Consider the following 13,223-nt stretch of genomic DNA (forward strand, 5'->3'; position numbering starts at 1 on the left):
TGAGTTTCATAAAACGATCGGATGGGATGCAATGGACAGAGTCATGGCGGCAACGGTGTTTAACCACATCTGCGATTTGGGCAGCCTGAGCGCCGCAGCGCGCGCGCTGGGGCTTTCCCGTCCGATGGTCAGTCGCTACCTCGACGAGATGGAAAAATGGGCGGGTGCAAGGTTAATCCACCGTTCATCGCGTCGGCTGACCATTACGCCCGCGGGGGAAGAGGCGTTAGTGAAGACGCGCTCGCTGGCGCAGCTGTCGCTGGATATCAGCGCCGCCAGCGCAGCAGAGATTCCTTCCGGCACGCTACGTGTGGCTTGCGCGCATTTTACTGCGATGCATATTTTGGCGCCGGTACTGCCCGTTTTTCTGGCGCGTTTCCCTGAACTGCGCATTGAGGTTGAGATTAACAATCAACCGGTGAGCCTGGTCGGTGAACGTATTGATGCGGCGATCCGCATTACGGATAATCCTGAACCGGGTACTATCGCCCGTCGTCTGGGTGACTGTGAGTCGGTGTTATGCGCCTCTGCGGACTACCTGCGCCAGCATGGCATTCCGCAAACCCTGGACTGTCTCGCCCAGCATAATTGCCTTTACTACAGCGGGTTTGCCGGAAAATCATGGCACTTTGATGATGAGCAGGGCAACGCTGTATCGGTGGCGATAAAGGGAAATCTCAGCGCGGGGATCTCTGCGCTATTATGTGAGTCGGCGTTGGCTGGTATGGGTATTGCGCTGGTGCCGGAACAAGAGGCGCGTGAAGGGCTGGCACGCGGCCAGTTGATCCGGCTTTTGCCCCAACTCAAGCCGCGACGTCTGCCAATTTACGGCTTATACCTGTCTCGTGAGCATCAACCGGCAGGGCTGCGTCTGCTATTGGATGCCCTGCATGAGATTCTGGTCTGAATATGTGAGCTGCGTCCGCCTGTAAATCAGACAAACCGCAGTTTGTGTTAAAAACACGGCGTCAGGTCGTGAGACTATTCTTATCGCCCCTTCAAGAGCTAAGCCATCGTGAGTGCCGGAGATAAGCGCCGGATGGGGTCGGAACCCTTAAGCCTGCTAACATAGCAGCCTTAAGGGTTTTTTATTGTCTGTCTGCGCCGTTTTGCACGCGGTTACCTCTATTTCTCCGTCTTTCCCCTATCTCTTAAATAGACATTTTCTATACATCTTTTTGCGTTTTACCTTGCTGAACGATTAACGGTTTGTAACCCATTATTTATCAAAGCATTGAACAAAATAATCCCTCTCTGTAAACCCTCGCCGCAGGGTCTATGCTTAATAAAAGTAACCAAAAAGGGCGGTTAACCCGAATGCCCCTGCTGAACAGGGGTTGAAGTGATAATCATTATCACTAACATGGTGTTGTAGCGTGCAGGTTAATGACTCGAGGTAACCCTATGGAATTGCATTCAGGAACATTTAATCCGAACGATTTTGCATGGCGTGGGTTGACGTTAACGCCAGCCGCAGCGGCGCATATTCGTGAACTGGTGGCAAAACAGCCCGATATGCTGGGCGTGCGGTTAGGCGTGAAGCAAACAGGATGTGCGGGGTTTGGCTATGTGCTGGATACCGTCAGCCAACCGGAAAAAGACGATCTGGTGTTCGAAACCGATGGCGCCAGGCTGTATGTGCCGTTACAGGCGATGCCGTTTATTGACGGAACCGAAGTCGATTTTGTTCGTGAAGGATTAAATCAGTTATTTAAATTTCATAACCCGAAAGCCCAGAACGAATGCGGCTGTGGCGAAAGTTTTGGGGTATAGGCGGTACTATGTCGCGTAACACTGAAGCAACTGACGATGTCAACACCTGGGCTGGCGGACACCTCAATTATAAAGAGGGATTCTTCACCCAACTAAAAACCGATGAACTGGCGAAGGGCATCAATGAAGAAGTCGTGCGGGCGATTTCCGCGAAACGCAACGAACCGGACTGGATGCTGGCATTTCGCCTGGATGCGTTTAAGGCGTGGCTGACGATGGAGGAGCCGCACTGGTTAAAAGCGCATTACGATAAGCTGAATTATCAGGATTACAGCTATTACTCCGCACCTTCCTGCGGCAACTGCGATGAGACCTGCGCCTCAGAGCCGGGAGCGGTACAGCAAACGGGCGCGAATGCGTTTTTAAGTAAAGAGGTTGAGGACGCTTTCGAACAACTTGGCGTGCCGGTACGTGAAGGGCGAGAAGTGGCGGTCGATGCCATTTTTGACTCGGTATCGGTGGCGACCACCTATCGTGAAAAGCTGGCTGAGCAAGGCATTATTTTCTGCTCGTTCGGTGAGGCCATTCATGATCACCCGGAACTGGTGAAAAAATATCTCGGCACGGTGGTGCCGGGCAACGACAATTTCTTTGCCGCGCTGAATGCGGCGGTTGCCTCAGACGGTACGTTTATCTATGTGCCGAAAGGCGTACGCTGCCCAATGGAGCTTTCCACCTATTTTCGTATTAATGCGGAAAAAACCGGGCAATTTGAACGCACTATCCTGGTGGCGGATGAAGGCAGCTACGTCAGCTACATTGAAGGATGTTCTGCTCCGGTGCGCGACAGCTATCAGCTGCACGCGGCGGTGGTGGAAGTGATCATCCACAAAGATGCTGAAGTGAAATACTCGACGGTGCAAAACTGGTTCCCTGGCGATGGCAACACCGGCGGCATTCTGAACTTCGTGACCAAACGTGCACTGTGTGAAGGCGAAAACAGCAAAATGTCGTGGACCCAGTCGGAAACTGGCTCGGCCATCACCTGGAAATACCCCAGCTGTATTTTGCGCGGCGATAACTCCATCGGCGAATTCTACTCCGTTGCGTTGACCAGCGGTCATCAGCAGGCCGATACCGGCACCAAGATGATCCACATCGGCAAGAACACCAAATCGACCATTATCTCGAAAGGGATCTCCGCCGGGCACAGCCAGAACAGCTATCGCGGCCTGGTAAAAATCATGCCGACGGCCACCAACGCCCGTAACTATACCCAGTGTGACTCGATGCTGATTGGTGCGGACTGCGGGGCGCACACCTTCCCGTACGTAGAGTGTCGCAACAACAGCGCCCAGCTTGAACACGAAGCCACCACCTCACGTATTGGTGAAGACCAGCTGTTCTACTGTCTGCAGCGCGGTATCAGCGAAGAAGACGCCATCTCGATGATCGTCAACGGGTTCTGTAAAGACGTGTTCTCTGAACTGCCGCTGGAGTTCGCTGTTGAAGCGCAAAAACTTCTCGCCATCAGCCTTGAACACAGCGTCGGTTAAAATTTAAGGAAAGCACATGTTAAGCATTAAAGATTTACAGGTCAGCGTCGAAGAGAAGGCGATCCTGCGTGGGCTGAGCCTGGAGGTCCGCCCGGGTGAAGTTCACGCCATTATGGGACCGAACGGTTCAGGAAAAAGCACGCTGTCGGCAACATTGGCCGGGCGTGATGATTATGCCGTCACCGGGGGAACGGTGGAATTTAACGGTAAAGATTTACTGGAACTGTCGCCGGAAGATCGGGCCGGTGAAGGCATCTTTATGGCGTTTCAATACCCGGTGGAAATTCCCGGCGTCAGCAATCAGTTTTTCCTGCAAACCGCGCTTAATGCAGTGCGCGGTTACCGTGGCGAAGACGCGCTGGATCGATTCGACTTCCAGGATTTGATGGAGGAGAAAATCGCGCTGTTGAAAATGCCGGAGGATTTGCTCACCCGCTCGGTAAACGTCGGTTTCTCCGGCGGTGAGAAAAAACGCAATGATATTTTGCAGATGGCGGTGCTGGAGCCTCAGCTGTGCATTCTCGACGAGTCTGATTCGGGGTTGGATATTGATGCACTAAAAATTGTCGCTGATGGCGTCAATTCGCTGCGCGACGGCAAGCGTTCATTCATTATTGTCACCCACTATCAGCGCATCCTCGACTATATCAAACCCGATTACGTCCATGTTTTGTATCAGGGACGCATTGTTAAGTCCGGCGATTTCACGCTGGTTAAACAGCTGGAGGAGCAAGGATATGGCTGGCTTAGTGAACAGCAGTAATGTGCTGCAGCAGTGGCATCACTTGTTTGAGTCACAGGGCGAAACCCGCTCGCAGCACGCGCAGCAGCACTTACAGCAGATGCTGCGTCTTGGGCTGCCTACGCGTAAGCATGAAGACTGGAAATACACGCCGCTGGAAGGATTAACCAGTAGCCAGTTTGTTAGTCATCTTGCCGCGATAACCCCGGCGCAGTGCGAGGCGTTAGCCGCTGGCATTGATGCTGTGCGTCTGGTGTTTGTCGACGGGCAATTCTGCGAAGCGCTTAGCGACAGCACGGACGGTAGCGGCTTTGACATTACCGTTGACGATGCGCACCTGTCGCTACCGGCACCGATTCAGCCAGAGGTTTTTCTGCATCTGACGGAAAGCCTGTCGCGCAGTGTGACGCATATCAAGGTGAAGCGTAATCAGCGCCCGGCGAAACCGCTACTGTTGATGCACATCACCCAGGGAGTGGCGGGCGATGACGTCAATACCGCGCATTATCGCCACCACCTTGAACTGGCGGAAGGCGCAGAAGCCACCCTCATCGAACATTTTGTCAGCCTCAATGCGCTGAAGCACTTTACCGGCGCGCGCGTTACGATGAACGTGGCGGCCAATGCCCACTTGCAGCATATCAAGCTGGCGTTTGAGAACCCGGTCAGCCATCACTTCGCCCATAACGACATTCAGTTGGGCGCAGATGCTACGGCGGTGAGCCACAGCTTTTTGCTCGGCGACGCGGTGTTGCGCCATAACACCAGCACCCAACTGAACGGCGAAAACACCACGCTGCGGATTAACAGTCTGGCGATGCCGGTGAAAAACGAAGTCTGCGATACCCGCACCTGGCTTGAGCATAACAAAGGCTATTGCAACAGCCGCCAACTGCATAAAACCATCGTCAGCGATAAAGGTCGGGCGGTGTTCAATGGTCTGATCAACGTGGCGCAGCACGCGATTAAAACCGACGGACAGATGACGAACAATAATTTGCTGCTCGGTAAGCTGTCGGAAGTGGACACCAAACCGCAACTGGAAATCTATGCCGATGACGTGAAATGCAGCCACGGCGCGACGGTAGGGCGGATCGACGATGAGCAGATGTTCTATCTGCGTTCGCGTGGGATCGGCCAGCAGGATGCTCAACAGATGATTCTCTATGCGTTTGCCGCTGAGCTGACGGAAGCCCTGAGCGATGAAACGCTTAAACAACAGGTTCTGGCGCGTATAGCCCAACGCCTGCCGGGAGGCGTAGCATGACATTTCCGATTGAAAAAGTGCGGGCCGACTTTCCGGTCCTGACCCGTGAAGTGAACGGCCTGCCGCTGGCGTATCTGGACAGCGCTGCCAGCGCGCAAAAGCCGAATCAGGTGATTGATGCCGAAGCTGAGTTTTACCGCCACGGCTATGCGGCGGTTCACCGTGGTATTCATACCTTAAGCGCCCAGGCGACGGAAAAAATGGAGAATGTGCGTAAGCTGGCGTCGCTGTTTATTAATGCCCGCTCCGCTGAAGAACTGGTATTTGTGCGTGGCACGACCGAAGGCATTAATCTGGTAGCCAACAGTTGGGGCACCAGCAATGTGCGGGCGGGGGATAACATCATCATCAGTGAGATGGAACACCACGCCAACATCGTGCCATGGCAGATGCTGTGTGCCCGCGTGGGTGCTGAGCTGCGTGTCATTCCCCTGAATGCTGATGGCACCTTGCAGTTGGATACTCTGCCAACTCTGTTCGACGAACGCACCCAACTGCTGGCGATTACCCATGTATCCAACGTGCTGGGCACCGAAAACCCGTTAGCGGAGATGATTGCGCTGGCGCATCAGCACGGGGCAAAAGTGCTGGTCGATGGCGCGCAGGCGGTGATGCACCATAAAGTAGACGTGCAGGCGCTGGATTGCGACTTTTATGTCTTCTCCGCCCATAAGCTGTATGGACCCACGGGCATTGGCGTGCTGTATGCCCGTGAGTCGCTGTTGCAGGAGATGCCGCCCTGGGAAGGCGGGGGTTCAATGATAGCAACGGTTAGCCTGAGCCAGGGAACCACCTGGACGAAAGCGCCGTGGCGTTTTGAAGCGGGAACGCCCAATACCGGCGGTATTATCGGCCTGGGCGCTGCCATTGAATATGTGAGTGCGCTGGGTCTGGATAACATCAGCGAGTACGAGCAGTTCATGATGTGCTACGCGCTAGAACAGCTGGCCAGTGTGCCGGATCTGACGTTGTACGGTCCGCAGGCGCGTCTGGGCGTCATCGCGTTTAACCTCGGTAAACACCACGCCTACGACGTGGGTAGTTTTCTTGATAACTACGGTATTGCCGTACGCACCGGGCACCACTGCGCCATGCCGTTGATGGCATATTATAACGTCCCTGCGATGTGCCGGGCTTCGATTGCCATGTACAACACTCAGGAAGAGGTGGATCGACTGGTAACGGGACTTAAACGTATTCATCACTTATTGGGATAACAGGGAGGGGGTATGGCTGCGCTACCGGATAAAGAAAAGTTGTTGCGTAATTTTCAGCGCTGCGCGAACTGGGAAGAGAAGTATCTGTATATCATTGAATTAGGTCAGCGTTTACCAGAATTAAATGCTGATGATCGCTGTGAGAAAAATAGTATTCAGGGCTGTCAGAGTCAGGTATGGATAACAATGCGTCAGAATGCTGACGGAATTATTGAATTACAGGGCGACAGTGATGCGGCAATTGTGAAAGGACTGATTGCTGTGGTATTCATTTTATATGATCGAATGACTGCCGAAGATATTGTGCGTTTTGATGTGCGTCCGTGGTTCGAGAAAATGGCACTGACGCAACATCTCACGCCATCGCGTTCACAGGGGCTGGAAGCGATGATTCGCGCTATTCGTACGCAAGCGGCAACTCTTAGCTAAACTGATAAAACACGTTATCCGGCAAACCTTGCAGGATAGCGCTGAGCAGATTTATGCAATGACTCGTCGGCCGGATACCGCAGCAGCCGTTATCCGGCAATAACGCCAGGGGGGTGAGTGAGTATGAAACGCGCGTCTATTATTACTCTAATGCTAATTGGCGCTTACAGCGCTATACAGGCCGCCTGGGCGGTCGATTATCCTTTGCCTGCGGCGAACAGTCGTCTTGTCGGGCAGAATCAAACCTACACCGTGCAGGAAGGCGATAAAAACTTGCAGGCAATAGCCCGCCGGTTTGATACCGCCGCGATGCTGATCCTCGAAGCGAATAATACGATCGCCCCGGTACCCAGCCCCGGCACCCTGATTACGATTCCTTCGCAACTGCTGTTACCGGATGCGCCGCGCGAAGGTATTATTGTTAATCTGGCAGAATTGCGTCTGTATTATTTCCCGCCGGGAGAGAATATTGTTCAGGTATTCCCGATTGGCATTGGTTTACAGGGACTGGAGACCCCGGTGATGGAAACTCGGGTGGGACAGAAAATCCCTAACCCTACATGGACCCCAACACCAGGCATCCGTAAGCGTTCTCTGGAGCGCGGCATTACGCTACCCCCTGTAGTGCCCGCCGGGCCCAATAACCCGTTAGGACGCTTTGCGCTGCGTCTGGCGCATGGAAACGGTGAATACCTCATCCACGGCACTAGCGCACCCGACAGTGTAGGCCTGCGCGTCAGCTCTGGCTGTATCCGCATGAACGCGCCGGACATCAAAGCCCTGTTTGCTCAGGTCAGAACCGGCACGCCGGTCAGAGTGATTAATGAGCCGATAAAGTACGCCATCGAGCCTAACGGCATGCGTTATGTTGAAGTGCACCGACCATTGTCGCCAGAGGAAGAACAAAACGTACAGACCATGCCGTATGTACTGCCTGCCGGTTTTACCCAGTTTAAAGACAGTAAAGCCGTAGACCTGGGGCTGGTGGATCGGGCGCTGTATCGTCGGGCAGGTTATCCGGTTACCGTTACGGCCGGGCAGGCACCGATTGTGGCCAACGGGCCAGAGGTGAAGTCGGCACAGAATGGATTGCCAGAAGCAGGGGACGTGCGGACGATGCAGTAACAGGGAAGGAGGAATGAAGGGCAAAAAAAATGGCGCACAATGTGCGCCATTTCTATTACACAGATACTATTACTTACGGTATTTAGTAGCTGCGTTGTCCAGACGCTGGTTAGCGCGTGCTGCGTCATCTTTAGCAGCCTGAACGTCGGAACGCATTGCGTTCACGTCGTTGCTCAGCTGGTCAACTTTAGCGTTCAGAGTCTGAACGTCAGAAGACAGCTGATCGATTTTAGCATTGCTGGAGCAACCTGCCAGCAGAGTAGAACCCAGGATTACCGCGCCCAGTACCAGTTTAGTACGATTCATTATTAATACCCTCTAGATTGAGTTAATCTCCATGTAGCGTTACAAGTATTACACAAAGCTTTTTAGGTTGAGAATATTTTTTTGATGCGAATGCACTTATTTTTGATCGTTCGCTCAAAGAAGCATCGAATTGTGCAAAAACGGCTAAAAACCCGAGTGAAAACAGAAAGCTTCCATCGGATTCATCTTAGATAATCTCTAATTAGATAGTGAAATCCGATTTGATTTTTTATTAATAGTAGCTAACGCGGAAATAAAAAAAGCGCCGCAAGGGCGCTTTTTAGGCAAATTAATTCCCGATGGAATTATTACAGCACGTGAACAGATGCCGTGTTGGTGGTGCCGCTCGGTACCAGCGCACCGGAAACCATCACTACAACGTCACCTTTCTGTGCCAGGCCGCGCTCAACTAACTGCAGCGCAACTTCTTTACCCAGACGGTAGAAATCATCAGTAGAAGCGATTTCTTTCACCAGGTGCGGCACCACGCCTTTGCTGAGAACCAGCTGACGCGCAGTCACTTCGTTGGTGGTCAGCGCCAGAATGGTCGCGTTCGGGAAGTATTTACGTACGGCTTTAGCGGATTTACCACCCTGGGTCGCTACGACGATCAGCGGAGCTTCCAGTTTTTCAGCGGTTTCTACAGCACCACGGCAAACGGCTTCGGTAATACGCAGTTTGCGGTTGTCATGGCTGTTGTCCAGACGGCTGGTCATCACGCGGTCGGTACGTTCACAGATGGTTGCCATGATAGAAACGGCTTCCAGCGGGTATTTACCTTTAGCGGATTCACCAGACAGCATGACTGCATCAGTACCGTCGAGGATGGCGTTTGCCACGTCACCGGCTTCAGCACGGGTCGGACGTGGGTTTTTGATCATGGAGTCCAGCATCTGAGTCGCGGTGATAACCACTTTACGTGCGCGTACGCATTTTTCGATCATCATCTTCTGCGCGAAGATAACTTCTTCAACCGGGATTTCTACGCCCAGATCGCCACGTGCAACCATGATGCCGTCAGACGCTTCGAGGATCTCGTCGAAGTTGTTCAGGCCTTCCTGGTTTTCGATTTTGGAGATGATCTGAATGTTTTCGCCGCCGTGCGCTTTCAGGTGCTCACGAATTTCAATGACGTCAGAACGTTTACGGATAAAGGACGCCGCAACGAAGTCAACGCCTTGCTCGCAACCGAAGATCAGGTCCTGTTTGTCTTTTTCAGCCAGTGCTGGTAGTGCGATAGAAACGCCCGGCAGGTTAACGCCTTTGTTTTCGCCCAGGTCGCCGTTGTTCAGCACTTTACAGATAACTTTGTTACCTTCGATTGCGGTAACTTCCATGCCGATCAGACCATCGTCAACCAGCACGGTGTTGCCAACGGACAGGTCATTGGTGAAGCCTTCATAAGTAACAGCAACGATTTCGTTGTTACCTACGACAGATTTGTCGGTGGTGAACGTGAAGGTCTGACCCGCTTTCAGAGAAACGTCGTTACCGCCTTCCAGTTTAATAGTACGGATTTCCGGACCTTTGGTGTCGAGCAGGATGGCCGCTTTCTTGCCGGTCTTGCTCATCACGTTGCGCAAGTTCTTAATGCGCTGACCGTGTTCTGCGTAATCGCCGTGGGAGAAGTTCAGACGCATGACGTTCATGCCCGCGTCCAGCATTTTGGTTAACATCTCTTCGGATTCGGTTTTCGGACCGATGGTGCAAACAATTTTCGTCTTTTTCATGACAGTCTTAGTCTTTAAGTTGAGAAGGATATGGAAATCTGGCTTCCGTCGCGCACGGATGGGAAGCTAAACCTGAGTTACGAAAGTTGTGATGCCTCGCTCTAAGGATAGGTGACATCGAAAGAGCGTGCAGAGGAATGTGTGCTTGCGTTTCAGCCCAACGGGTAGGAGAGTTTTGTAGTCGTTGAGTTTTACAGGTCAATGTGCTGAAACCATTCAAGAGACAATTGGCGCGCATTATACGCTGAAAATTATCTAAAAGGAAAATGGAAACGGTGTTTCAAAAGCGTTCTGTGCAGTTTCACGAAAAAATATTCACGAATTTGTTCATTGCTATGGATAAAGAGGTTGTCCGCAGCGGTGGTCTGTTGCGCAACAACACGAGGTTCTTCATTCCCGGCTCTTGCAAACGACAATAGTGCAAAACAGTTATTCCTTAAAGTTATATCAAATTCTTTTTAATTCATATCAAAAGCCCATTTCCCTGATTACACTCGTTTGGACATCCATACTGCTAAACAGCCAAAAGCGTTAGCAGGATAACGATAAGCAGCAGCGGATACCCAAACGACATGATTGTCCTGAAAAATATTTCGAAAGTGTTTACGCCAGGCAGGCTTGCTATTACCGCTGTCGATAACGTCAACCTGACGGTTGAACAGGGGCAGATTTACGGAATTATTGGCTACAGCGGTGCCGGTAAGAGCACCCTGATTCGCCTGCTTAACGGCCTTGAACAGCCAACTTCCGGCAGTGTGACCGTCAATGGTCACGATATCTCCACGGCGCGCGGGGAATCGTTACGCCAGGCACGACTGAAAATCAGCATGGTGTTTCAGCACTTTAATCTGCTGTGGTCGCGGACCGTCAGCGAAAACATTGCCTTCTCAATGCAAATCGCCGGTGTACCAAAAGCAAAAATTAAAGCACGTGTGGCCGAACTGATTACATTGGTCGGGCTGGATGGTCGAGAAAACGCCTGGCCGTCGCAGCTCAGCGGTGGGCAAAAACAGCGTGTCGGGATTGCCCGTGCGCTGGCGAACAACCCGGACGTGCTGTTGTGCGACGAAGCCACCTCCGCGCTGGATCCGCAAACCACCGATCAAATCCTGGATTTGCTGCTCGATATTAACCGGCGTTTCAAATTAACCATTGTGCTGATCACTCATGAGATGCACGTGGTGCGCAAAATTTGCGATCGCGTGGCGGTGATGGAGAACGGCAAAGTGGTTGAAGAGGGCGATGTGCTCAGCGTGTTTAGCCACCCGCAGCAGCCGATCACCCGTCAGTTTGTCCGTCAGGTAAGTCAATATGCCGAGGAAGATGAGTTTAATCCGCAACTGGCAAGCGAACTCGGCGGTGCGGTGATTAAGTTAACGTTTACCGGACAGCGTACCCATCGGCCGGTGGTCGGGGAGCTGACGCTGCGCTACGGCCTGCCGTTTAACATTCTGCACGGCAAGATGACGCAAACCGCCCATGGCGCGTTTGGTCAACTGTGGGTGCACGTGGTGGCCACTGAAGAACAACTCAACAATATTCTGGCCGATCTGCGCCACAGCGACGTTGACGGCGAGGTTATCCAACATGGCTGATTCCCTGTTTCCCCATCTGAAATGGGACCAACTGTTCGCGGCAACTCAGGAAACGCTCTACATGACCGTGCTTTCCGGTGTGGCGACCTTTGTACTGGGTATTGCGCTCGGACTGGCGCTATTTCTGACCGCGCGTGGCGGCCTGTATCAGAACCGCACGCTGTACAGCGCCATCTCGTTGATCGTGAATATTTTCCGCTCAATCCCGTTCATCATTTTGATCGTGCTGCTGATCCCGGTGACCAAAACGCTGGTTGGCACCATTCTTGGTGCCAACGCCGCGCTACCCGCGCTGATCGTGGGTGCCGCACCGTTCTATGCCCGTCTGGTCGAAATTGCCCTGCGTGAAGTAGATAAAGGCGTTATTGAAGCGAGCCGCTCCATGGGGGCACGTCTGAGTACGCTTATTTTTCGGGTTTTACTGCCGGAATCATCGCCCGCTCTGGTGTCCGGTATCACCGTGACGCTGATTGCCCTGGTTAGCTACAGCGCAATGGCTGGTGTGATTGGTGCCGGTGGTTTAGGGAATTTGGCTTATCTGGAAGGATTCCAGCGCAACCACAGCGACGTTACGCTGGTGGCGACGGTGACCATTCTGGTTATTGTCTTCATCATCCAGTTTTGCGGCGATGTGATCACCTCTCTGTTAGATAAACGCTAATAAAATACGGAAACCATTATCATGAAAAAATCACTGACATTACTCGCCGCCGCCACCTTAAGCGCCCTGAGCTTTGCGTCGTGGGCAGATACGCTGACCGTGGGCGCGTCCAACGTGCCGCACGCTGAGATCCTCGAACAGGCGAAACCGATCCTGGCAAAGCAGGGGATCGAGCTGGAGATTAAACCGTTCCAGGACTACATTCTGCCAAACACCGCGCTGGCGGGGCGTGAGATTGACGCCAACTACTTCCAGCATATTCCGTACCTGAACAGCGTACTGAAGGATCATGCGGGTGATAAGACCTATGATTTCGTCAGCGCCGGGGCGATTCACATTGAGCCGATTGGTATCTATTCTAAAAAGGTAAAGTCGCTGAAGGACCTGCCGGAGGGCGGAAAGATCATCATGCGTGATGCGGTGTCCGAAGAAGGGCGCATTCTGTCGATTTTCGAAAAAGAGGGTGTGATTAAGCTCAAGCCAGGCGTTGATAAAGTCACCGCGCGCATCAGCGACATCGTTGAGAACCCGAAAAAGCTGAAGTTCCTGCCTAACGTTGAAGCGGCACTGTTGCCGCAGATGTATAACAACGATGAAGGCGATGCAGTGGTGATCAACGCCAACTACGCTATCGATGCCGGGCTGGATCCGGTGAAAGATCCGATTGCTGTCGAAAGCGGCGAAAACAACCCGTATGCCAACATCATTACCGTGCATCGCGGCGATGAGAAGAAAAAGGATATTGTGGCGCTGGTTGACGCACTGCACTCAAAAGAAATTCAGGACTGGATCCGCACCAAATATAAAGGCGCGGTGATCCCGGTAAATAACTGATCCACTTTCTGCCGGGTGGCGGCTTCGCCTTACCCGGCCTACAACGTC

Annotated in this window: 13 protein-coding genes; 11 read left to right on the plus strand and 2 right to left on the minus strand. The window is 52.7% G+C overall.

The window, feature by feature from the left end:
• Window positions 1-31 precede the first annotated feature (31 nt).
• The 8 genes from M2374_RS18385 to M2374_RS18420 all read left to right on the plus strand — a co-directional run bounded on the left by M2374_RS18385 (window position 32) and on the right by M2374_RS18420 (window position 8,049).
• Window positions 32-907 carry a LysR family transcriptional regulator gene (locus tag M2374_RS18385; RefSeq protein WP_115258632.1) on the plus strand — a complete coding sequence of 292 codons (876 nt, stop codon included), beginning with the start codon at window positions 32-34 and terminating at the stop codon, window positions 905-907.
• Between the two features lie 497 nt (window positions 908-1,404).
• A complete protein-coding gene (gene sufA / locus M2374_RS18390; protein WP_115258631.1) occupies window positions 1,405-1,773 on the plus strand; it encodes a Fe-S cluster assembly scaffold SufA in 369 nt (122 codons plus the stop codon).
• A gap of 8 nt (window positions 1,774-1,781) precedes the next feature.
• A complete protein-coding gene (gene sufB / locus M2374_RS18395; RefSeq protein WP_096757217.1) occupies window positions 1,782-3,269 on the plus strand; it encodes a Fe-S cluster assembly protein SufB in 1,488 nt (495 codons plus the stop codon).
• A gap of 16 nt (window positions 3,270-3,285) precedes the next feature.
• The gene (gene sufC / locus M2374_RS18400; protein ID WP_115258630.1) at window positions 3,286-4,032 is read left to right on the plus strand and encodes a Fe-S cluster assembly ATPase SufC; all 747 of its coding nucleotides are present in this window, start codon (window positions 3,286-3,288) and stop codon (window positions 4,030-4,032) included.
• Complete coding sequence (gene sufD, locus M2374_RS18405) at window positions 4,007-5,278, plus strand: Fe-S cluster assembly protein SufD (protein ID WP_153880380.1); 1,272 nt, start codon at window positions 4,007-4,009, stop codon at window positions 5,276-5,278. Before sufC ends, sufD begins: the two co-directional genes overlap by 26 nt.
• A complete protein-coding gene (gene sufS, locus M2374_RS18410) occupies window positions 5,275-6,495 on the plus strand; it encodes a cysteine desulfurase SufS (protein ID WP_117343024.1) in 1,221 nt (406 codons plus the stop codon). The genes sufD and sufS overlap by 4 nt, the downstream gene beginning before the upstream one ends.
• A 12-nt stretch (window positions 6,496-6,507) precedes the next feature.
• Complete coding sequence (sufE, locus tag M2374_RS18415) at window positions 6,508-6,924, plus strand: cysteine desulfuration protein SufE (RefSeq protein ID WP_181688182.1); 417 nt, start codon at window positions 6,508-6,510, stop codon at window positions 6,922-6,924.
• Window positions 6,925-7,047: 123 nt separating this feature from the next.
• Window positions 7,048-8,049 (plus strand): L,D-transpeptidase family protein, encoded by a 1,002-nt coding sequence (locus M2374_RS18420; protein WP_115258626.1) that lies wholly within the window; start codon window positions 7,048-7,050, stop codon window positions 8,047-8,049.
• A gap of 69 nt (window positions 8,050-8,118) precedes the next feature.
• Here the strand turns inward: M2374_RS18420 and lpp are convergent, their stop codons facing one another.
• The gene (lpp, locus tag M2374_RS18425) at window positions 8,119-8,355 is read right to left on the minus strand and encodes a murein lipoprotein Lpp (RefSeq protein WP_003029373.1); all 237 of its coding nucleotides are present in this window, start codon (window positions 8,353-8,355) and stop codon (window positions 8,119-8,121) included.
• Between the two features lie 308 nt (window positions 8,356-8,663).
• Window positions 8,664-10,085: a pyruvate kinase PykF gene (pykF, locus tag M2374_RS18430; RefSeq protein ID WP_096757211.1), complete on the minus strand. Its 1,422-nt coding sequence runs from the start codon at window positions 10,083-10,085 to the stop codon at window positions 8,664-8,666.
• A gap of 572 nt (window positions 10,086-10,657) precedes the next feature.
• On the opposite strand from pykF, the gene M2374_RS18435 reads away from it, so the two are divergent.
• The 3 genes from M2374_RS18435 to M2374_RS18445 are packed head-to-tail and all read left to right on the plus strand — an operon-like array spanning window position 10,658 to window position 13,175.
• Complete coding sequence (locus M2374_RS18435; RefSeq protein ID WP_115258625.1) at window positions 10,658-11,680, plus strand: methionine ABC transporter ATP-binding protein; 1,023 nt, start codon at window positions 10,658-10,660, stop codon at window positions 11,678-11,680.
• On the plus strand, window positions 11,673-12,341 hold the full coding sequence (locus tag M2374_RS18440) for a methionine ABC transporter permease (RefSeq protein ID WP_117343026.1): 669 nt from the start codon (window positions 11,673-11,675) through the stop codon (window positions 12,339-12,341). The genes M2374_RS18435 and M2374_RS18440 overlap by 8 nt, the downstream gene beginning before the upstream one ends.
• Before the next feature lie 21 nt (window positions 12,342-12,362).
• Window positions 12,363-13,175 (plus strand): MetQ/NlpA family ABC transporter substrate-binding protein, encoded by an 813-nt coding sequence (locus M2374_RS18445; RefSeq protein ID WP_096757208.1) that lies wholly within the window; start codon window positions 12,363-12,365, stop codon window positions 13,173-13,175.
• Window positions 13,176-13,223: the final 48 nt, after the last annotated feature.

It is taken from the genome of Citrobacter sp. JUb117, from assembly GCF_024809055.1.
Classification (GTDB): domain Bacteria; phylum Pseudomonadota; class Gammaproteobacteria; order Enterobacterales; family Enterobacteriaceae; genus Citrobacter; species Citrobacter gillenii.

Coding starts and splice junctions, on each gene's coding strand:
- M2374_RS18385 (WP_115258632.1), top strand. CDS start 32: ATGGACAGAGTCATGGCGGCAACGGTGTTTAACCACATCTGCGATTTG.
- sufA (WP_115258631.1), top strand. CDS start 1,405: ATGGAATTGCATTCAGGAACATTTAATCCGAACGATTTTGCATGGCGT.
- sufB (WP_096757217.1), top strand. CDS start 1,782: ATGTCGCGTAACACTGAAGCAACTGACGATGTCAACACCTGGGCTGGC.
- sufC (WP_115258630.1), top strand. CDS start 3,286: ATGTTAAGCATTAAAGATTTACAGGTCAGCGTCGAAGAGAAGGCGATC.
- sufD (WP_153880380.1), top strand. CDS start 4,007: ATGGCTGGCTTAGTGAACAGCAGTAATGTGCTGCAGCAGTGGCATCAC.
- sufS (WP_117343024.1), top strand. CDS start 5,275: ATGACATTTCCGATTGAAAAAGTGCGGGCCGACTTTCCGGTCCTGACC.
- sufE (WP_181688182.1), top strand. CDS start 6,508: ATGGCTGCGCTACCGGATAAAGAAAAGTTGTTGCGTAATTTTCAGCGC.
- M2374_RS18420 (WP_115258626.1), top strand. CDS start 7,048: ATGAAACGCGCGTCTATTATTACTCTAATGCTAATTGGCGCTTACAGC.
- lpp (WP_003029373.1), bottom strand. CDS start 8,355: ATGAATCGTACTAAACTGGTACTGGGCGCGGTAATCCTGGGTTCTACT.
- pykF (WP_096757211.1), bottom strand. CDS start 10,085: ATGAAAAAGACGAAAATTGTTTGCACCATCGGTCCGAAAACCGAATCC.
- M2374_RS18435 (WP_115258625.1), top strand. CDS start 10,658: ATGATTGTCCTGAAAAATATTTCGAAAGTGTTTACGCCAGGCAGGCTT.
- M2374_RS18440 (WP_117343026.1), top strand. CDS start 11,673: ATGGCTGATTCCCTGTTTCCCCATCTGAAATGGGACCAACTGTTCGCG.
- M2374_RS18445 (WP_096757208.1), top strand. CDS start 12,363: ATGAAAAAATCACTGACATTACTCGCCGCCGCCACCTTAAGCGCCCTG.